Raw genomic sequence first — 19,134 nt, forward strand, 5'->3', positions numbered from 1 at the left:
AGGAGGAATGGTGCTCGACCCCACCGTCTGGCTCGACGTTCCGCAGGAGGTCTCCACGGGCACGCTTCCCGGATGGGAGCGGGTGGACGAGCTCGTGCGGGAGGCGCACGCCCGGTACGCGGACGAGGTGTCCGGAGAGGTGGCGGATTACATCCCCGTCCTCGCCGCGGTCGATCCGGAGCTGTTCGGGCTCGCGGTGATCGAGGTGGGCGGCGGCATCCACGACGCCGGAGACGCCCTGCACGCTTTCTCCATCCAGTCGATCTCCAAGATGTTCGTCTACGCGCTGGCGATCCAGGAGCACGGCCACGAGCGGGTCCGCGAGATCGTGGGCGTGAACAACACCGGCCTCGCCTTCAACTCGGTCGTGGCGCTGGAGCTCAACGACGGGCATCCGCGCAACCCGATGGTCAACGCCGGGGCGATCGCGACCACGGCGCTGATGCCCGGCGCCACGGCGGTGGAGCAGTGGGAGCGCGTCCGCGAGGGGCTGTCCGCGTTCGCCGGACGACCGCTGAGCCTGGACGGCGAGGTCTACGCCTCCGAGGCCGGGTCGAACGAGCGCAACCGCGCACTCGGATGGCTGCTGCGCAGCTACGGACGACTGGCCGGCGATCCGGACGACATCGTCGACGTCTACACCCGTCAGTGCGCGCTCAGCGTGACCGCGCACGACCTCGCCGTCATGGGGGCCACGCTCGCCGACGGCGGGGTCAATCCCGTGACGGGGGAGCGGGTGGTCTCCGCGGACGTCTGCCGTGACACGCTCGCCGTCGTCGCGGCGAGCGGGCTGTACGAGCGGTCCGGGGACTGGCTGTTCGAGATCGGGCTGCCGGCCAAGTCGGGCGTCTCGGGCGGCCTCGTCGCGGTCTCTCCCGGCAAGGGCGCCGTCGCCGGCTTCTCGCCCCGGCTGGACGAGGCAGGCAACTCGATCCGGTCGCAGATGGCGATCGGCCACCTGTCGCGGTCGCTGGGGCTGAACCTCTTCGCCTCCGCGCCCGCGCCCGCGCATTCCGACGATGCGCGTGTCTCGTCAGCCTTGGAAGGAGAGCGCTCATGACCCGCACGGCCCCCGCCCCCGCGAAGACGTCCTGGCTGCCGATGGTCAGCCTGTTCCTCGCACAGGTGCTCATGTCCTTCAACGTCGCGGCGCTGCCGATCTCGCTCGGCGGCATGGTGAGCGACTTCGGCGTCCCGCCGACCGTCGCGAGCACGACGATCGTGATGTACGGCCTCGCCGTCGCGGCGCTCGTGATGACCGGGGCCAAGCTCGGGCAGCGCGTCGGCTGGGTGCTGATCTTCCGCGTCGTCGTCGCGCTCTTCGCGGGGTCGGCCGTGATGATGCTCCTCGCCCCGACCGTCTGGTGGGCCATCGCCGGACAGGCCGTGGCGGGAGCGGCCGCCGCGATCATCGTCCCCTCGATCGTGGCCCTGATCGCCGAGAACTACCGGGGCGCGCAGCAGGCCACGGCGATCGGCGCGATCGGCTCGGCGCGCGCGATCTCCGGTGTCAGCGCCTTCCTCATCGGAGGGACGCTCGGGACGCTCGTCGGGTGGCGTCCGCTCTTCGTCATCGTGCTGGCGATCGCCGTCGCGGTCTTCGCCCTGAGCTTCACGCTGCGCGGCGACCGCGGCGATGCGGCGATCCGCATCGATCTCGTCGCGGCCCTCCTCATCGGAGCGGCGATCGTGCTGCTCACCCTCGGGTTCAACAACCTCAACAGCTGGGGAGCGCTCGCGGCGGCGCCGTCCGCCCCGTTCTCCATCCTCGGGCTCTCGCCGGCACCGATCTTCATCGTGTCGGGGATCATCCTGGGCCAGGGGTTCTTCCTGTGGACCCGGCGGCGGATGGCCGAGGGGAAGGTGCCGCTCATCGACCTGAGCGTGCTGGGGTCGTCCCGGGAGCGCGCCGCGGTGTACGCCATGTTCATCGTCGTGGCGCTGGAAGCCTGCGTGAACTTCACGGTGCCGCTGTACATCCAGATCGTCCAGGGGCGGACGCCGTTCGACACCGCCCTCGCGATGATGCCGTTCAACCTCACGGTGTTCGTGACGGCGACGCTCGTCGTCCGGTTCTACACGCGCTACCCGCCGCGCACGATCGGCGTCTTCGGGTTCATCCTCACCACGGCGGCGCTGGTCTGGCTCTCGGTCGTCGTGACCAACAACTGGGAGACGGTGCCGACCATCGCCGGACTCATCGTGTTCGGCATCGGCCAGGGAGCCCTCGTCACGCTGGTGTTCAACGTGCTCGTGACCGCGGCGCCGCCGGAGCTCGCCGGCGACGTGGGATCGTTGCGCGGCACCACGCAGAACCTCGCCTCCGCGGTCGGGACGGCACTCGCCGGGGCGCTGCTGGTCTCGCTGCTCGCGCTCAACGTCGGACGGGCGGTCGTGGAGCATCCGGAACTGCCGCCGTCGCTGGTGTCGCAGGTCGACCTGAACGAGGTGAACTTCGTCAGCAACGACGAGCTGCGTGCGGTCCTGGACACCACGGACGCGACGCCGGAACAGGTCGACGCCGCGGTCGCCGTGAACGAGGAGTCGCGCCTGCGCACGCTCAAGCTCGGCCTGCTGATCCTCGCCGCGGTGAGCGCGCTCGCGATCCTGCCGGCGTCGCGCCTGCCGAACTACCGTCCGCACGAGATCCCGGATCCCTCGCCGGCCGGGCCGGGGGAGTGATCCTCAGCGGAGCTCGGAGATGAGCACGGCGCTCGTCCCGGGCGCGATGGCCTCGAACACGTGCGCCGCGTCGCCGGCATACGTCAGGTAGTCGCCCGGGTTCAGCACCACGGCATCCTCGGGCGGGCCGACCCGCGCCTGCCCGGCGATGAGGATCACGTGCTCGATCGTGCCCGCATGGTGGGGGTCCGAGCGGCGGGGGTCGCCGGGCTCCGCCTGGATGAGGTACACGTCGCGCCGGGCGCCAGGAGGGCTCGCCGAGAGGAGCGTGGCGCTGTAGGCGGCGGCAGAGGAGGGCACCCCCGCGAGGTCGTCGGCGCGGATGAGGGTGGGGGCGTTGGCCTGCTGGTCGACGAGCACCGCGAACGGGACACCGAGCGCGACGCCCAGCGCCCACAGCGTCTCCACGCTCGGATTGCCTGCGCCGCTCTCGAGCTGGGAGACCGTGGCCTTGGAGATGCCGGCCCGGCGGGCGAGCTCCGAGACGGATAGGTTCGCCGTCTCGCGCTCGCGGCGGAGCGTGCGGGCGATGCGGGTGCGGAGATCCTCCATGCGTTCATCATGGCAAACGATCGTTCGCTTGACTATGCCGAGCGCCATGTTCAGAATGATGATCGTGTGTTCAGTGAAGCGAACGGATGGCTGTCGATGACCGCTGAACGTGAGGTGTGGCGCGAGGCCCTCGGCGTCGTGCTCGCCACGAGTGCCTATGGCATCTCCTTCGGTGCGCTCGCCGTGGCCGCGGGCCTCGACGTGTGGCAGGCGTGCGTGCTCAGCGTCCTCATGTTCACCGGCGGATCCCAGTTCGCCTTCGTGGGCGTCTTCGCCGCCGGCGGCTTGGCCGCGCTGCCGTCGGCGATCGCGTCGGCCGCCCTCCTCGGCGTGCGCAACGTCGCCTACGGCATGCGCATGTCGCCGGTCGTCGGCGGGGGACCGGCGCGACGGGCCGTCGCCGCGCACTTCACCATCGACGAGTCCACTGCGGTGGCGATCGCGCAGGACGATCCGCGCCTGCGCCGGGTGGGCTTCTGGGTCACCGGGGTCGGCATCTTCCTGGGCTGGAACCTCACCACTCTCATCGGCGCGCTGGTCGGCGACGTGCTCGGCGACCCGAAGGCGTGGGGCCTGGATGCCGCGGCGGCCGCAGCGTTCCTCGCCCTGCTGTGGCCGCGACTGCGCCGGCGGCAGGCGGTCGCCGTCGGGATCGCCGCGGCCGTGATCGCGGCCGCCCTGACCCCGTTCCTCCTGCCGGGACTCCCCGTGCTGGTCGCCGCGCTCGTCGCGATCGTCGTCGGGTGGTTCAACTGGCTGGAGACACCGCGAGCTGCAGAGGTCGGCGACGGGGAGGTCGGCGCATGAGTCTCTGGAGCGCCATCCTCCTCGCCGCCCTGATCTGCCTCGCACTGAAGGCCGTGGGCTACCTCGTGCCGCCGAAGGTGCTCGAAGCCCCGCGCCCCGCCCGTATCTCCGATCTCCTCACCGTCGCGCTGCTCGCCGCCCTCGTCGCGGTGCAGTCGCTCGGCGACGGGCAGGCCATCACCGTCGACGCGCGTGTCCCCGCCCTGCTCGTCGCGGCGGGACTCCTCTGGCTGCGGCAGTCGTTCCTCGTGGTGGTCGCAGCCGCCGCCCTCGTCGCCGCGCTGCTGCGGCTGGGGGGTCTCGCCGCCTGACACGTCGTTTCGCCGGACAGCGCCCGGGTAGGATCGGGGGGTGCGCGGGAAGTGGTTGTCGAGGGTGCTGTCCTGGGTGGCTGCTGCCCTGGTGGGTGGGGTCTACGGCGTGGCCGGGACCATCGCGCACAGCGTCATGTGGGGGCCGATCCCGATCGGCCTGATCGTCGCCGCCATCGCCTGCGCCGCGATCCTCATCGCCGTGCGGGCGCTCACCCATGACCGGGGCGCCGCCGTCGCCGCCGGACTCGGGATGCTGGGCATGATCGTGCTCATCTCGGGCGTCGGTCCCGGTGGCTCCGTCGTCGTGCAGGACACCCTCGCCGGGCGCATCTGGACCTATCTCGCCGCCGGCATCGTGCTGCTCGTCATCGCGTGGCCGTCGTTCTCCCGGCAGCCGGTCCGCCCCGCCACGCCGTCCTCGGAGGAACCCGAGGTCCACGGGTCGTAGACTGAGGGGGTGACGTATGTGATCGCCCTCCCGTGCGTCGATGTCAAGGATCGCGCCTGCATCGACGAGTGCCCCGTTGACTGCATCTACGAGGGCGAACGGTCGCTCTACATCCACCCGGATGAGTGCGTGGACTGCGGAGCGTGCGAGCCGGTGTGCCCCGTCGAAGCGATCTACTACGAGGACGACCTCCCAGACGAGTGGCAGGACTACTACAAGGCCAACGTCGAGTTCTTCGACGAGATCGGCTCGCCCGGCGGCGCCGCCAAGGTCGGCGTCTACCCGTTCGACCACCCGATCATCGCCGCGCTCCCGCCGCAGGGCGAGTAGGCCCGCTCCGTGAGCGTCCGCGACCTCGCCGACTACCCATGGGACGCCGTGGTCCCGTATCGCGAGCGCGCCGCCCGGCACCCTGGCGGGCTCGTCGATCTCTCCGTCGGCTCGCCGGTCGATCCCACGCCGGAGATCGTCCGTCAGGCCCTCGCCGAGGCGACCGACGCCCACGCCTATCCGCAGACCGTCGGCACCCCCGCGCTCCGGGAGGCGATCGTCGACTGGTACGCCCGCCGCCGCGGCGTCCCGGACCTCCGGGTCGACAACGTGCTGCCGACGATCGGCTCCAAGGAGCTCGTCGCGCTGCTGCCCACGCTGCTGGGTCTCGGTGCCGGAGACATCGTGGTGCACCCCCGCGTCGCCTACCCGACGTACGACGTCGGCGCGCGGGTCGCCGGGGCGACGCCTGTCGCGGCCGACGACCCGGCGGAATGGCCGGAGGGCGCGCGGCTCATCTGGATCAACACCCCGGGCAACCCGGACGGTCGCACGTGGACCGTCGACGAGCTCTCCGTGGCTGTGCAGCGGGCGCGTGAGCTGAGGGCCGTGCTGGCCAGCGACGAGTGCTACGCCGAACTGGGATGGGACGGTCCGTGGACCGAGGAGCCCATACCGTCGGTGCTCGACCCGAGGGTGACCGGTGGCACGCGGGCGAATCTGCTCAGCGTGTACTCGCTGAGCAAGCAGTCCAACCTCGCGGGTTATCGGGCGGCCTTCGTCGCCGGCTGCGCCCGCGTGGTCGGTGAGCTCCTCGCCGCACGCAAGCACCTCGGCCTCATGCCGCCCGCGCCGGTGCAGCAGGCGATGATCGTCGCCCTCGGGGACGATGCACACGTGGCGGCGCAGAAGGAGCTCTACCGTGAGCGGCGGGCGCTGCTGCTGCCCGCCGTCGAGGCTGCCGGCTTCCGCATCGACGGCTCGGAGGCGGGGCTGTACCTCTGGGCGACCGAGGGACGCGACGCCTGGGAGTCGATGGCGCGCCTCGCCGACTTCGGGATCCTCGCGGGCCCCGGGCACTTCTACGGTGCCTCCTCACCCGAGCACGTGCGGTTGTCGCTCACGGCGCCGACCGACCGCGTGGCCGAGGCGGCTCAGCGCCTGCGCGGAGCGGTTCTGTAGGAACCCTCCCTGTTGCGCCGATCTCTTTGGCCGTTGTCACAGTAGGCCTGTGCGACGACTAGGCTGTAAAGGCGATTCGGTCGGCACCCGGCCAGGCGCTCGGCGCCCGAGAGATCGCCAGTTCCGGCTTGATCAAGAACTTGCTGACGCCCGCGACGCCGGGGCGATCAGACAGAAGGAGGAGGTCCGCGTGAGCGCTGCGGCAGACCAGACGGCGAAGCTGACGATCGGCGAGACTACCGCCGAATTCCCCCTGGTGCGCGGTACCGCGGGCCACGACAGTATCGACTTCTCGACGCTGACCCGTCAGACCGGCTACACCGGTCTCGACTACGGCTTCGTCAACACCGCCTCCACGAAGTCGGACATCACGTTCATCGACGGAGACAAGGGCATCCTGCGCTACCGCGGCTACCCGATCGAGCAGCTCGCCGGCAGCACCAGCTACCTCGAGGTCGCGTGGCTGCTCATCTACGGCGAGCTGCCGTCCGCCGGCGAGCTGGCGGAGTTCGACGAGAAGATCCGCCGCCACACGCTGCTGCACGAGGACCTCAAGCGCTTCTTCTCGGCGCTGCCGCACACCGCGCATCCCATGTCGGTGCTGTCCTCCGCCGTCGCGGCCCTGTCGACGTACTACGAGGGCCAGACCGACCCGCACAACCCCGAGCACGTCGAGCTGAACACCATCCGCATGCTCGCCAAGCTTCCGGTCATCGCCGCCTACGCGCACAAGAAGAGCGTCGGCCAGGCGTTCCTCTACCCGGACAACTCGCTCGGCTTCGTGGAGAACTTCCTGAAGCTGAACTTCGGCGTGAACTCCGAGCCTTACGAGATCAACCCGACCATGGTGAAGGCCCTCGAACTGCTGCTCATCCTGCACGAGGACCACGAGCAGAACGCCTCGACCTCCACCGTCCGCCTGGTCGGCTCCACGGGAGCCAACCAGTTCGCCTCCGTCTCGGCCGGCATCCAGGCTCTCTCCGGCCCGCTGCACGGCGGCGCGAACGAGGCCGTGCTGACCATGCTCGGCCAGATCCGCGACTCGGGCCAGAGCGTCTCCCGGTTCGTCGAGCGGGTGAAGAACAAGGAAGAGGGCGTGAAGCTCATGGGCTTCGGGCACCGGGTCTACAAGAACTACGACCCGCGCGCCAAGCTCGTCAAGGAGGCCGCGGACGAGGTGCTGAACTCGCTCGGCGTCACCGACCCGCTCCTGGACCTCGCGAAGGAGCTCGAGGAGATCGCCCTCGCGGACGACTACTTCCGTGAGCGGCGCCTGTATCCGAACGTCGACTTCTACACGGGCGTGATCTACAAGGCGATGGGCTTCCCCACCCGCATGTTCACCGTCCTGTTCGCGATCGGTCGCCTGCCCGGCTGGCTCGCCCAGTGGCGCGAGCTCCAGCTCGACCCGCAGACGAAGATCGGCCGTCCGCAGCAGCTCTACACCGGGTCGCCGGAGCGCGCCTTCCCGACGCGCTGACGCCGCGTCGCAGACGCCGAAGGCCCCCTCGCACCGGAGTGCGAGGGGGCCTTCGTCGTCGTCAGGCGCGAGCCGGGATCAGCGTCCCTGGCCGCCGCGCGCGCCCTGGCGGCCCTGACCGCCCTGGCGCTGCGCACCCGGCGCGCCCTGGCCCGCAGAGCGCGGACGGCGACGACGGCGGGAGGGCGGGGTGGTCGCGGTGCTCTTCTCGCCGCCCGCGGGCCGCTGCTTCGCAGAGCGCTGCTGCTGCGGCTGCGGGGGAGCGGGGCGCACGTGCGGCGCCCGCTCGGGGACGAGCTCGGTCACGGCGTCGGCGGTGAGGTTCTCCAGCGGTGCCGTGATGGCGGCCTTGCGCAGGAGATCCTTCACGTCGCGGCGCTGCTCGGGCAGGACCACGGTGACGACCGTGCCCGCCGCCCCGGCCCGCGCCGTGCGGCCCGAGCGGTGCAGGTAGGCCTTGTGCTCGACGGGCGGGTCGACGTGGACGACGAGGTCGACGTTGTCGACGTGCACACCGCGAGCGGCGACATCGGTCGCGACGAGCACGCGGACGCCCCCGTCCGCCGGGTCGGTGGAGAAGGCGCCGAGGTTGCGCTCCCTGGCGTTCTGGGACAGGTTGCCGTGCAGATCCACGGCCGGGATCCCGGCGGCGGTGAGCTGCTTGGCGAGCTTCTTCGCCTGGTGCTTGGTGCGCGTGAAGAGGATGCGACGGCCGGTGCCCGAGGCGAGGTCGCGCACCAGCACGGTCTTGTTCTCGGGGGAGTCGACGACGAGCACCCGGTGGGTCATCTCGCCGACGGGCACGCTCGCCTCGTCGACCTCGTGGCTGACGGCGTTCGTGAGGAACCGGCGGGCGAGGGTGTCGATGCCGCGGTCCAGCGTGGCGCTGAAGAGCAGGCGCTGACCGTCGGCGGGGGTCGCCGAGAGGATGCGGGTGACGCCGGGGAGGAAGCCGAGGTCGGCCATGTGGTCGGCCTCGTCGAGCACGGTGACCTCGATCGCGCTGAGGCGCACGACCTGCTGCTTCATGAGGTCTTCCAGGCGGCCGGGGCAGGCGACGACGATATCGACGCCGCCCTGCAGCGCCTGCTCCTGCGGACGCTGGCTGACGCCGCCGAACACGGTGGTGACCCGGAGGCCGACGGCCTCCGCGAGCGGGGCGACGGTCGCCGCGATCTGGGTGGCGAGCTCGCGGGTGGGGGCGAGCACGAGGCCGCGGGGCAGGCCGGACCGGCGCTTGTGGCCGGAGGCCGCCAGGCGGGCGACGAGCGGGAGCGCGAAGGCGATGGTCTTGCCACTGCCCGTCCGTCCGCGACCGAGGAGGTCACGGCCGGCGAGCGAGTCGGGCAGGGTGTCACGCTGGATCGCGAACGCCTCGGTCTTTCCGGAGGCGGCGAGAACGGTGGCGAGCTCGGCGGGGACGCCGAGATCGAGGAAGGAAGGCATGCAGAGAACTCCGTCAGCGCACGAGAACGGCGCGGGATAGTGGGGTGAGGTGGGCGAAGACGCAGCGAGTGCGCGTCCGTTCGCCGTGCGAATGGCCAGTTCGGGCTGGAGAGGGGAGCGCGGGCGCTCGCTTCGGTCCTCGGAGACCCCTAGACGACGACGATGCTGACCGGCCGGCGGCGCGGGCAACGGAGCCAGTCTACCAGCGGAGACCGGTCGAAGGCTGCAGGCGGGCTGTCAGGCGTGGAGCGCCTCGTTGAGCGTGACGCCGACGCCGGCGCGGCGGACCGCCTCGACGGCACCCGTGAGCGAGTTACGACGGAAGAGCAGGCCGTCCTGACCCGAGAGGTCGGCGCCCTTGACGGTCTTGCGGCCGCCATCGGCCGTCGCAGGACCGTCGGCGAGCACGATCTTCGTCCCGGCGGTGATGTAGAGCCCGGCCTCCACGACGCAGTCGTCGCCGAGGGAGATGCCGATGCCGGCGTTCGCGCCGAGAAGTGTGCGGGCGCCGATCGACACGCGATGCGACCCGCCGCCGGAGAGCGTGCCCATGATCGAGGCGCCGCCGCCGATGTCGCTGCCGTCGCCGACCACCACGCCCTGCGAGATGCGACCCTCGACCATCGAGGCGCCGAGGGTGCCCGCATTGAAGTTGACGAAGCCCTCGTGCATGACCGTGGTGCCGGGCGCGAGGTGAGCGCCGAGCCGCACGCGCGAGGCGTCGGCGATGCGCACTCCGGCGGGCTGCACGTAGTCGGTGAGACGAGGGAACTTGTCCAGGCCCTGGATCTGGATCCCGGCGCGCTGGAGCTGCGGACGCAGGCGCGCGGCGTCGGCGGGGAGCAGCGGGCCGGCATTGGTCCAGGCGACGTTCGGCAGGTGACCGAAGATGCCGTCGAGGTTGAGGGCGTTCGGCTGCACGAGCAGGTGCGACAGCGCGTGCAGGCGCAGATAGGCGTCCGCGGTGGAGGTCGGGGCCGCGTCCAGGTCGATCGTGAGCTCGACCACCGCGAGGGTGACGTCGCGGCGCTCGTCCGGTCCGGTCTGTGCGTCGAGTGCCGTGCGCGCGGCGGCGACCTCGGCGTCGGACGGCGCGGACGAGCGGACCTCCGGGTACCACGCGTCGAGGACCGTGCCGTCGCTCGCGGTGGTCGTCAGGCCGAGTCCCCAGACAGATCGTGCGTCGCTCATGCCTCCACGGTATCGCGCCGACGACGGTGTCCCGTCCCGCATGACGGGCATCAGTAGGCTGGGGGCATGGTGCTCGATCTGACCGCGTCCTCCGCCGACATCACCCGCGCGATCTGCGACGTCCCGAGCGTCTCCGGCGACGAGAAGACACTGACCGACCTGATCGAGGAGGCCGTGTCCGGTCTGCCGCACCTGGAGGTCATCCGGCACGGCAACACGGTCGTCGCCCGCACGGATCTCGGTCGGGCGCAGCGCGTCGCGATCGCCGGGCACATCGACACCGTGCCCCTCAACGACAACCTGCCCACGCGCGACATCGAGATCGACGGCGTGCCGTATCTGTGGGGTCGCGGCACCGTCGACATGAAAGCAGGGGTCGCGGTGCAGCTCAAGCTGGCCGCCGAGCTCACCGACCCCGCGATCGACGTGACTTGGATGTGGTACGACAACGAGGAGGTCGCGGCCTCCCTGAACGGCCTCGGGCTTCTCGCCGCAGCGCGTCCCGACCTGTTCCAGGCCGATTTCGCCATCCTCGGGGAGCCCTCGAACGGCCAGGTCGAGGGGGGATGCAACGGCACGCTGCGGGCGATCGTGCGGACCACGGGCGTCCGCGCGCACAGCGCCAGAGCCTGGATCGGCGAGAACGCGATCCATCGCGCGGCGCCCATCCTCACCCGGCTGTCCGAGTACCGAGCGCGCGAGGTGATGGTCGAGGGACTTCTCTATCGGGAGGGCCTCAGTGCGGTCCGCATCGCGGGAGGAGTCGCGGGCAACGTCATCCCGGACGCCTGCGAGGTCGAGGTCAACTACCGCTTCGCGCCGAGCAAGTCCGCGGCCGACGCCGAGGCTCACGTCCGAGCGGTGCTCGCCGGATTCGACGTCGAGATCACGGATGCCGCCGAAGGTGCCCGCCCCGGCCTGGACGCGGACATCGCGCGCCGGTTCGTCGCGGCTGTCGGCGCGGAGCCGCAGCCGAAGTACGGCTGGACCGACGTGGCGCGGTTCTCGGCCCTCGGCATCCCGGCCGTGAACTACGGGCCGGGCGACCCGCATCTCGCCCATCACGACGAGGAGCGTGTGCCGCTCGCCCAGATCGACGCCGTCGAGCGGGGTCTGCGCGCATGGCTGACGTCGCACTGACGCTCGCACGGCGCTGGGCGCGGATACCGCTGGCTCTGCGCATCGGCATCGTCTACGTCCTCGCACGGGTCGTGACGACCGGATTCCTCATCGCCGCGGCCGCCCTGTCCACGGTGTTCTCGCGCTTCGGCGGCGACGCCGGGCTCGTGGACTTCGTCCTCGGGTGGGATGCGCAGTGGTACTGGCAGGTGGCGGTGCACGGCTATCCCGCCGACCTCCCGCTGACCGATGACGGGCAGGTGGCCGAGAACGCGTGGGCCTTCATGCCCGTGTTCGCGTACGCCGCCAAGGCGTTGGGCTTCGTGCTCGGCTCCTGGGGCGCGGGCGCTCTCGTGCTCTCGCTCGGAGCCGGCTACCTTGCCTGTCTCGCCCTGCATCGTCTGCTCCGCGACCGCATCGGGAACGCAGCGGCGCTGTGGGCCGTCGTCTTCTTCGCGTCCGGGCCGCTGGCCGCGCTGTTCCAGGTCGGCTACGCGGAGACGCTCTTCCTGCTGCTGCTCTTCCTCGCGCTGGATGCGACGATCCGGCGGAACTACACCTGGCTGTACGTGCTCATCCCGGTGCTGGGGTTCACCCGCCCCGGCGTGCTCGCCTTCGCCCTGTACCTCGGTCTGCACGGCATCCTCCGCTGGCGGCATCGCCGCACCGATCCGCTGGGCGCCAGGGAGATCGTGCACATCGTCGCCCTCGGCGCGCTCGCGACGGCCACCGGGTTCGCCTGGCAGCTGATCGCCGGTGTCGTGACCGGTGACCCCGGCGCCTACCTCGCCACCGAACTCGCCTGGCGACGACACTGGATCGCCGGGGGAGTCGAGGGCTTCGTGCCCTTCGAGGGGTGGGTGCAGGCGTCGCACTTCTGGTTCGAGCTGTGGGGTCTGCCACCGGCCTGGGGGCCGGTCGCCCTCGTCGTCCTCGTCGTCGCGGCGGGCGCGGCGCTGATGCTGTCCCCGCAGGTGCGCGCGCTCGGCCCGGACCTCCGTCTCTGGAGCGCGAGCTACCTGCTCTATCTGCTCGCAGTGTTCTTCCCGCAGTCGAGCACCTTCCGCCTGCTGCTGCCGCTCAGCCCGGCGTGGGGTGCGGTCGCGGTGCCCCGGTCACGAACCTGGCGCCTGGGGGTGCTGGCACTGTGCCTGGTCGGCCAGTGGGTGTGGATCTACCACGTGTATGCCCTCGGCAGTACGTTCTGGCAGGTGCCCTGACGACGCGGGGGAGCGGATTGTGTCCCCGTGACGTCCACGGCGCGGTCGCACCCGATAAACTCGTCCCATACCACCGGAGGAAAGGGAGCCACGATGGCAGCGATGAAGCCGAGGACCGGAGACGGACCCATGGAGGCCGTGAAAGAGGGACGACTCATCATCGTGCGTGTTCCGCTCGAGGGAGGAGGCCGCCTGGTCGTCTCCGTGAACGACGCCGAGGCCAAGGAGCTTCACGACGTGCTCGGTGCCGTCGTGGCCCCGGCCTGATCGAACCCGGTCCGCTGAAGCGCGACCGCAGAGGGCGAGGGATCGCGGATCCCTCGCCCTCTTGTCGTGTGGGGGTGCCGCTCAGGCGCGGTCGTCGAGGCGGATCAGCTGCAGCAGGCCCTCGCCCGCGGGCGAGACCGTGGCCAGCACCGCCGACGATTCCTGCGTCTCCTGGACGAGCGATCGATAGGCGGAGGTGATGTCGTCGCGCTGGACCGGGTCGGCCACGCGGCCCCCGGCGAGGATGCGGGGCACGAGCACCAGGCCACCGGTACGAGCGAGACGGAGTCCGTGCGAGACGTACTCGATGACGTTCTCGGGGTCGGCGTCGACGAGGACGATGTCGTACGACGCCTCGTTCATGCGGGGGAGCACGTCGATCGCGCGTCCGGCGATGAACCGCGCGCGGGTGGCGGGCACCTTCGCGTCCGCGAACGCCTGACGGGCGGCGGCGAGGTGCTCGGGCTCGTTGTCGATCGAGGTCAGCACCGCGTTCGGTGCCCCGCGCAGCAGCCAGAGTCCGGAGACGCCGGCGCCGGTTCCGATCTCGACGATGGAGCGGGCGGTGCCCGCGGCGGCGAGCACCGCGATCTGCGAACCGACGACGGCGCTGATGGGGGCCGCCCCGAGCTCCACGGCGTGGGTGCGAGCGCGGGCGATGGTCTCCGGCTCGACGATGGACTCGCGAAGGAAGCGCGCGTTGGCGTCGTGCTCGCTCATGACCTGCCTCTCCCTGCGTGCATGGCTGATGTGTCCAGGGTATTCGCTCACCGCGCGCAGAGCCCGCAGGCGCGGCGGTAGCCTGGTCACATGACGTTCGGCCTCACCTTCGAGAAGCTGCTGCTCATCGGCCTGATCGCAGTGCTGATCATCGGCCCCGAGCGTCTGCCGCGTGCCGCGGAGGCCTTCGCGAGCATCGTGCGCAGGGCCGGCGAGTACATCCGCGACACGAAGTCCCGCGTCCGCGAGGAGATGGGTCCGGAACTCGACGACGTGGACTGGCGCAAGCTGGACCCGCGGCAGTACGACCCCCGGCGCATCATCCGCGACGCGCTCCTGGAGGAGCCGGAGCCCGCGACCCCCGCGCAGGCGACGGCGACGATCGCGGAGCCGGTGGCCCCGCGCACCGCGCCGCCGACCTTCAGCGCCGAGAACCGCCCGCCGTTCGACACCGAGGCGACCTGAGTCGTCGGTTCAGGAGATCCGGGTCCGCAGCATCGTCAGCTCCTCGTCGCTGAACAGCGAGCGCGGGATCGCGGTGGCGACCGAGGCATCGCGCACCTTGAAGATCACGGCGTCCCTGCCGACACGGAGGCTCTGGAACGTGCGGTACGGGATCTCGGAGCGGCGGCGATCGCTTCCCAGCTGCAGCCTGTCCTCGTCCAGCGCGACCCAGACCACGCTCTCGACCGGCATCGCGGCACGGACGGCCTTGCGGGCGCTCGAGGTGGTCAGGATCACCGCGTAGGCACCCAGTGCCACCGTCACGGCGGGCAGCCAGGCGACGATCGTGCTGACCTCCGCTCCGCGGGAGAGGAGGTCGTTGAGCGTGAAGACGGAGAGGACCAGTCCGGCTGCCAGTGCGACCCACATCACGATCGCGACGGGCCTGGTCAGGGAGTAGACGGTGGCGTCACGCGCCATCCGCCGCAGCAGGCTCTCATCCACGGTCACAGATCGGTGCGGCATCCGTCCATCCTCCCCTTCGGTCTCAGGCGATCGACATCGGCAGCGAGCGTCCGGCGAGGCCACGGCCCCGTCGGGCGAGGCCGGCGGCCATCGTGCGGATCGCCTGGGCGGCGGCGTCGTCGGGCGCGGAGGTGACGACCGGGACGCCCACGTCCCCGCCCTGACGGAGCGCCGGGCTGAGCGGGATGGAGGCGAGCAGGGGGACCGGCGCGTCGGACTCGGACAGGGCCTCCGCGACCGCCGCTCCGCCACCCGCGCCGAACAGGTCGATGACCGTGCCGTCGGGGAGGGTGTACGCGGACATGTTCTCGATCACGCCGATCACGCGCTGACCGGTCTGACGGGCGACGAGTCCGCTGCGGATGGCCACGTCGGATGCCGCCGCTTGGGGAGTGGTGACCACGAGCACTTCGGCGTGGGGGAGGAGCTGCCCGATCGAGATCGCGATGTCACCGGTGCCTGGTGGCATGTCGATGAGCAGGACGTCGAGGTCGCCGAAGAAGACGTCGGTGAGGAACTGCGAGACCGTGCGGTGCAGCATCGGTCCGCGCCAGGCCACGACGGACTCCCCGTCGCGCAGGAACATCCCGATCGAGATGGTCTTCACCCCGTGTGCCACCGGCGGCAGCATCAGGTCGTCGATGCGCGTCGGCTGCGTGCCGGCGGGGATACCCAGCAGCCCGGGGATCGAGAAGCCGTGCACGTCCGCATCCACCAGGCCGACGGCGAGACCCCGGTCGGCGAGAGCGACCGCGAGGTTCGCGGTGACCGTCGACTTGCCGACGCCGCCCTTGCCGCTGGAGACGAGGATCACGCGGGTGAGGGAGTCGGGGCCGAAGGGCATGTGCCGGGCGGGGCGTCCCGCCCGGAGCCGTTCGGTGAGGGCCTTGCGCTCGGCCGGGGTCATCACGCCCACCTCGACCTCGACGTCCGTGACCCCGGGGACCGCGGCCGCGGCACCGCGCACGTCGCGCTCGATGCGGTCGGCGGCGGGGCACCCGACGATCGTCAGCACGATGCTCACGCGCGCGACCCCGTCCTCGACCGAGATGTCGCGCACCATGTCGAGGTCGCCGATCGGCTGCCGCAGCTCCGGATCGGTCACCGCCGCCACCGCGGCCCTGACGCTCTCGGCCGCGGTCATGAGACGGTGCCGCCCGCGGGCTTCTCCTCGGCGTCGCCCAGCTCGGCCAGCAGGGCACGGAGCTCCTGCCGCAGCACGTCGCGGGTGACCACCTGCGCGTTGCGCTCCTCCAGCGACATCCGCAGCGCGACGATCTCGCGGGCGAGGTACTCGGTGTCGGCGAGGTTGCGCTCGGCGCGCTGCCGGTCCTGCTCGATCTGCACGCGGTCGCGGTCGTCCTGGCGGTTCTGCGCGAGGAGGATCAGCGGCGCGGCGTATGAGGCCTGCAGCGACAGCATGAGGGTGAGCGCGGTGAAGCCCAGCGCGGCGTCGTCGAAGCGCACCTCGCGGGGCATCAGCGTGTTCCAGCCGATCCAGAGGATGCAGAAGAGGCTGAGGATGACGAGGAACGCCGGGGTGCCCATGGCGCGGGCGACCCACTCCGTGAAGCGACCGAAGCGGTCGCGCGAGGTCGACCGGGGGCGGGTGCTCGTCCGTCCTGGCGCGTCGAGGCGGGCGGCCCGCTCCTTGCGCGCCATCAGCGCGCCTCCGTCACGGGCGGTGTCACATCGTCGCTGTCGTGGGTGCGCCAGTCGTCCGGCAGCAGGTAGTCGAGCACGTCGTCGATGCTGATCGCGCCGACGAGGCGGTGGGCTGCGTCGATCACGGGCAGCGAGACGAGGTCGTAGCTGGCGAGCATGCGGGCGACCTCGGCGGCGGAGGCGGTGACGGGCACCGGCTCGAGGCTGTCGTCGAGGATGGCGCCGAGCCGCTCGTGCGGCGGATAGCGCAGCATCCGCTGGAAGTGCACGAGGCCGAGCAGCCGGCCGGTCGGCGTCTCGAACGGCGGGAGCGTGACGAAGACGGCCGCGGCGAGAGCCGGATGCAGCTCGTGGCGGCGGATGAGCGCCAGTGCCTCGGCGACCGTGGCGTCAGCGGAGAGGATGATCGGCTCCGGGGTCATCAGACCGCCCGCCGTGTCGGGACCGTAGCGCAGCAGCATCCGTACGTCCTCGGCTCTCTCCGGCTCCATCCGCTGGAGCAACTGCTCCAGCTGGGTGGGCGGGAGCTGGGCGAGGAGATCGGCGGCGTCGTCCGGCTCCATCTGATCGAGGATGTCGGCTGCCCGCTCCTCGCCGAGGCGGTCGAGGATGTGCACCTGCTCGTCCTCGGGCATCTCCTCGAGGGCGTCGGCGAGGCGGTCGTCGGAGAGCTCCTCCGCGACCTCGATCATCCGCTGCTGGGGGAGGTCGAGGAGCGTGTTGGCGAGGTCGGCGGCGTGCAGCTCGGAGTAGGAGGCGACGAGCTGCTCGGCGGACTGCGATTCGCCCGGTGCGTGCTCCTCGGTGACCTCGCTCCAGGCGGCGAACGTCGTCGGGCCCTTGGCGAACGGCGACGCACCGGTCTTCGGCCGGCGCAGGAAGAGCTGGCTGATCGCCCACTCGCCGAGGCGGTTGGGCTCGATCGCGACGTCCTCGATGACGGCGGTGCCGCTTCCGTCCGTGAGGCTCACGCGTCGGCCGAGCATCTCGGCGAGGACGCGTACCTCGCCGGCGCGCGGCGAGAAGCGACGGACGTTGATGAGGCCGGTGGTGATGACCTGACCGGACCGGATCGACGTGACCCGGCCGATCGAGAGGAACACGTGGCGGCGGCCGGGGATCTCCACGACCAGTCCGATCACGCGCGGGGCCGCGGTACTTCGATACACGACGACGACGTCCCGGACCTTGCCGAGCCGGTCGCCGACGGGATCGAAGACGGCACACCCTGCCAGGCGCGCGGCGAAAACCCGTTGTGTGCTCACTCGACCAGCGTAGCCCGCGCCGTGCCGGGACGGCGGTCGCGGCGGTCGCTCGGCCGGACGCGGGGCACGACGTGGAAGAATAGCCGGATGAGCATGCTGAATCGCCCCGCGAGCGGCACGGACACCGGTGAGATCGTCGCCTCCATGCGCGACTACGAGAGCGCGCAGAAGGCGGTGTCGAAACTGATCGCCGGGGAGGTCCCCGCGCGCGACATCGCGATCGTCGGTCAGAGCGTGCGGACGGTCGAGCGGGTGACCGGGCGGCTCGGCTATGCCGCGGCGGCACGGTCGGGAGCGATCAACGGCATCCTCATCGGCCTGTTCCTCTCGGCGATCCTCGTCCTCGGCAATCCTGAGGTGCCGATCCAGCTGTTCGTCGGCTTCGTCCTCATCGGCGTCGCAGTGGGCATGCTGCTGAGCCTCATCACCTACGCGATCGTGCGTCGCCGTCGGGACTTCGCGAGCGTGACGCAGTTCGCCGCGGATCACTACGAGGTGACCGTGCAGCCCGGTTCGCTGGCGAAGGCTCGCCAGGTCCTCGGTGCGCAGCGTGTCGCCCCGGTGCGTCCGCCGGTGAACCTGGACGAGCCGCCGAAGTACGGCGAGCGGATCCCGCCCGGTCCTCCCCAGCCCTCGCCTGAGCCTGCACCCGAGCCTGAGGCTGATCCTGCCCCGGCGCCTCAGCCTGCACCGGCTCCCGAGCCCGCGCCCGAGCCGGGACTTCCGCCGCGACCCGCCGACCCGGAGACCGGCACCCCCGGATCGGTGCGGTGACCGCGGAGCCCACGCCGGTCCGCATCGAGGTCGCACTGCCGACCGGTACGACGACGGTGTCCGCCGACTGGACACCGGGCATCCGTGACGATGTCGTCCTGATCGCCCACGGGGCCGGAGCCGGGAAGGACCACCCCTTCCTCGTCGGGTACGACCGCGCACTCGTGGCGCTCGGGTACGCGACGCTGCGTTTCAGCTTCCCGTACGCCGAGCAGGGACGCCGCATGCCCGGTCCGGCCGCGCACGCCGTCGCGACGTGGGACGCCGTGGTCGCCGACGCCCGCGTACGAGCGCCACGAGCCGCCGTGTGGGCCACCGGGAAGTCCTATGGCGGGCGCATGGCGTCCCTGGCCGCGGCGGAGGGACTCGTCGTGGAGGGCCTCGTCTACCTCGGCTACCCGCTCCATCCGCCCGGCCGCCCGGACAAGCCCCGGGTCGCCCATCTGCCGTCGATCACCGTCCCGCAACTCTTCATCGAGGGCACGGCGGACCGGTTCATCCAGCCGATCGCCCAGCTCGACGACGCCGTCGCCGGCTGTCAGGACGCCAGGGTGCACTGGGTCGAGGGCGGCGGGCACTCCTTCGAGGTCAAGGGGAACCGGCGCCCGCCGGCCGAGGTCGGCGCGGACATCGCGCCCGTGGTCGACGCCTTCGTCGCAGCACGACGGGGCTGATCCTCCTCCGGATCGGGAGAACCGGGGGAACCGCGTAATGAACGGCCGGCTCCCGCATCTCTTCCGTGGGAGGCGGCCGCAGGTCTTCG

The 19,134-nt window shown here is 71.3% G+C and carries 22 protein-coding genes; 14 read left to right on the forward strand and 8 right to left on the reverse strand.

All coding sequences use genetic code 11. The features are described 5' to 3' along the window. Window positions 1-7: 7 nt before the first annotated feature. Entirely contained in the window at window positions 8-1,060 is a 1,053-nt protein-coding gene (gene glsA, locus KZC57_RS15155) for a glutaminase A (RefSeq protein ID WP_247642115.1), read from the forward strand. Beyond that, the gene (locus KZC57_RS15160) at window positions 1,057-2,682 is read left to right on the forward strand and encodes an MFS transporter (protein WP_247642116.1); all 1,626 of its coding nucleotides are present in this window, start codon (window positions 1,057-1,059) and stop codon (window positions 2,680-2,682) included. Before glsA ends, KZC57_RS15160 begins: the two co-directional genes overlap by 4 nt. Window positions 2,683-2,685: 3 nt before the next feature. Here the strand turns inward: KZC57_RS15160 and KZC57_RS15165 are convergent, their stop codons facing one another. Continuing rightward, window positions 2,686-3,234, reverse strand: coding sequence for a helix-turn-helix domain-containing protein (locus KZC57_RS15165; RefSeq protein ID WP_060922741.1), 549 nt, complete (start codon window positions 3,232-3,234; stop codon window positions 2,686-2,688). Window positions 3,235-3,330: 96 nt separating this feature from the next. Here KZC57_RS15165 and KZC57_RS15170 point away from each other — a divergent pair, with 96 nt between their 5' ends. From KZC57_RS15170 to KZC57_RS15195, 6 genes are all read left to right on the forward strand, one after another. Then, complete coding sequence (locus tag KZC57_RS15170; protein ID WP_247642117.1) at window positions 3,331-4,041, forward strand: AzlC family ABC transporter permease; 711 nt, start codon at window positions 3,331-3,333, stop codon at window positions 4,039-4,041. Continuing rightward, entirely contained in the window at window positions 4,038-4,352 is a 315-nt protein-coding gene (locus tag KZC57_RS15175) for an AzlD domain-containing protein (protein ID WP_060922742.1), read from the forward strand. Before KZC57_RS15170 ends, KZC57_RS15175 begins: the two co-directional genes overlap by 4 nt. A gap of 40 nt (window positions 4,353-4,392) precedes the next feature. Continuing rightward, window positions 4,393-4,803, forward strand: coding sequence for a hypothetical protein (locus KZC57_RS15180; protein WP_060922743.1), 411 nt, complete (start codon window positions 4,393-4,395; stop codon window positions 4,801-4,803). Window positions 4,804-4,812: 9 nt separating this feature from the next. Continuing rightward, window positions 4,813-5,133 carry a ferredoxin gene (gene fdxA / locus KZC57_RS15185; protein ID WP_017203330.1) on the forward strand — a complete coding sequence of 107 codons (321 nt, stop codon included), beginning with the start codon at window positions 4,813-4,815 and terminating at the stop codon, window positions 5,131-5,133. A 9-nt stretch (window positions 5,134-5,142) separates the two neighbouring features. Next, complete coding sequence (gene dapC / locus KZC57_RS15190; RefSeq protein ID WP_247642118.1) at window positions 5,143-6,255, forward strand: succinyldiaminopimelate transaminase; 1,113 nt, start codon at window positions 5,143-5,145, stop codon at window positions 6,253-6,255. 190 nt (window positions 6,256-6,445) lie between these two features. Further along, window positions 6,446-7,735 carry a citrate synthase gene (locus KZC57_RS15195; protein ID WP_217584969.1) on the forward strand — a complete coding sequence of 430 codons (1,290 nt, stop codon included), beginning with the start codon at window positions 6,446-6,448 and terminating at the stop codon, window positions 7,733-7,735. Between the two features lie 78 nt (window positions 7,736-7,813). On the opposite strand, the gene KZC57_RS15200 is transcribed toward KZC57_RS15195, so the two are convergent. After that, window positions 7,814-9,181, reverse strand: coding sequence for a DEAD/DEAH box helicase (locus KZC57_RS15200; protein WP_062766414.1), 1,368 nt, complete (start codon window positions 9,179-9,181; stop codon window positions 7,814-7,816). Window positions 9,182-9,418: 237 nt separating this feature from the next. Beyond that, a complete protein-coding gene (gene dapD / locus KZC57_RS15205; protein WP_247642119.1) occupies window positions 9,419-10,372 on the reverse strand; it encodes a 2,3,4,5-tetrahydropyridine-2,6-dicarboxylate N-succinyltransferase in 954 nt (317 codons plus the stop codon). Window positions 10,373-10,438: 66 nt separating this feature from the next. Between dapD and dapE the strand changes: the two genes are divergently transcribed. From dapE to KZC57_RS15220, 3 genes are all read left to right on the forward strand, one after another. Beyond that, window positions 10,439-11,512 (forward strand): succinyl-diaminopimelate desuccinylase, encoded by a 1,074-nt coding sequence (gene dapE, locus KZC57_RS15210; RefSeq protein ID WP_247642120.1) that lies wholly within the window; start codon window positions 10,439-10,441, stop codon window positions 11,510-11,512. After that, on the forward strand, window positions 11,494-12,711 hold the full coding sequence (locus KZC57_RS15215) for a hypothetical protein (RefSeq protein WP_060923138.1): 1,218 nt from the start codon (window positions 11,494-11,496) through the stop codon (window positions 12,709-12,711). Before dapE ends, KZC57_RS15215 begins: the two co-directional genes overlap by 19 nt. 93 nt (window positions 12,712-12,804) lie before the next feature. Then, window positions 12,805-12,978: a DUF3117 domain-containing protein gene (locus KZC57_RS15220; RefSeq protein ID WP_071328210.1), complete on the forward strand. Its 174-nt coding sequence runs from the start codon at window positions 12,805-12,807 to the stop codon at window positions 12,976-12,978. A gap of 81 nt (window positions 12,979-13,059) precedes the next feature. On the opposite strand, the gene KZC57_RS15225 is transcribed toward KZC57_RS15220, so the two are convergent. Further along, window positions 13,060-13,698 carry an O-methyltransferase gene (locus KZC57_RS15225; protein ID WP_060923137.1) on the reverse strand — a complete coding sequence of 213 codons (639 nt, stop codon included), beginning with the start codon at window positions 13,696-13,698 and terminating at the stop codon, window positions 13,060-13,062. A 90-nt stretch (window positions 13,699-13,788) separates the two neighbouring features. Here KZC57_RS15225 and KZC57_RS15230 point away from each other — a divergent pair, with 90 nt between their 5' ends. Continuing rightward, window positions 13,789-14,163, forward strand: coding sequence for a twin-arginine translocase TatA/TatE family subunit (locus KZC57_RS15230; protein WP_105949520.1), 375 nt, complete (start codon window positions 13,789-13,791; stop codon window positions 14,161-14,163). Window positions 14,164-14,172: 9 nt separating this feature from the next. Here KZC57_RS15230 and KZC57_RS15235 read toward each other — a convergent pair whose 3' ends face one another. Genes KZC57_RS15235 through KZC57_RS15250 form a run of 4 tightly spaced genes read right to left on the reverse strand, consistent with a single transcriptional unit; the run spans window position 14,173 to window position 17,597 of the window. Then, window positions 14,173-14,667 carry a YcxB family protein gene (locus KZC57_RS15235; RefSeq protein WP_060923135.1) on the reverse strand — a complete coding sequence of 165 codons (495 nt, stop codon included), beginning with the start codon at window positions 14,665-14,667 and terminating at the stop codon, window positions 14,173-14,175. A 22-nt stretch (window positions 14,668-14,689) separates the two neighbouring features. Further along, on the reverse strand, window positions 14,690-15,811 hold the full coding sequence (locus tag KZC57_RS15240; protein WP_247642121.1) for an Mrp/NBP35 family ATP-binding protein: 1,122 nt from the start codon (window positions 15,809-15,811) through the stop codon (window positions 14,690-14,692). Beyond that, window positions 15,808-16,329 carry a DUF1003 domain-containing protein gene (locus KZC57_RS15245; RefSeq protein WP_060923133.1) on the reverse strand — a complete coding sequence of 174 codons (522 nt, stop codon included), beginning with the start codon at window positions 16,327-16,329 and terminating at the stop codon, window positions 15,808-15,810. The genes KZC57_RS15240 and KZC57_RS15245 overlap by 4 nt, the downstream gene beginning before the upstream one ends. Continuing rightward, on the reverse strand, window positions 16,329-17,597 hold the full coding sequence (locus KZC57_RS15250) for a magnesium transporter MgtE N-terminal domain-containing protein (protein ID WP_060923132.1): 1,269 nt from the start codon (window positions 17,595-17,597) through the stop codon (window positions 16,329-16,331). Before KZC57_RS15250 ends, KZC57_RS15245 begins: the two co-directional genes overlap by 1 nt. An 87-nt stretch (window positions 17,598-17,684) precedes the next feature. On the opposite strand from KZC57_RS15250, the gene KZC57_RS15255 reads away from it, so the two are divergent. After that, window positions 17,685-18,371, forward strand: coding sequence for a general stress protein (locus tag KZC57_RS15255; protein WP_247642122.1), 687 nt, complete (start codon window positions 17,685-17,687; stop codon window positions 18,369-18,371). After that, the gene (locus KZC57_RS15260; protein WP_247642123.1) at window positions 18,368-19,045 is read left to right on the forward strand and encodes an alpha/beta family hydrolase; all 678 of its coding nucleotides are present in this window, start codon (window positions 18,368-18,370) and stop codon (window positions 19,043-19,045) included. Before KZC57_RS15255 ends, KZC57_RS15260 begins: the two co-directional genes overlap by 4 nt. The last annotated feature ends 89 nt before the right edge of the window (window positions 19,046-19,134 follow it).

The sequence above is a fragment of the Microbacterium sp. KSW4-4 genome (assembly GCF_023091185.1).
GTDB lineage: Bacteria > Actinomycetota > Actinomycetes > Actinomycetales > Microbacteriaceae > Microbacterium > Microbacterium paraoxydans.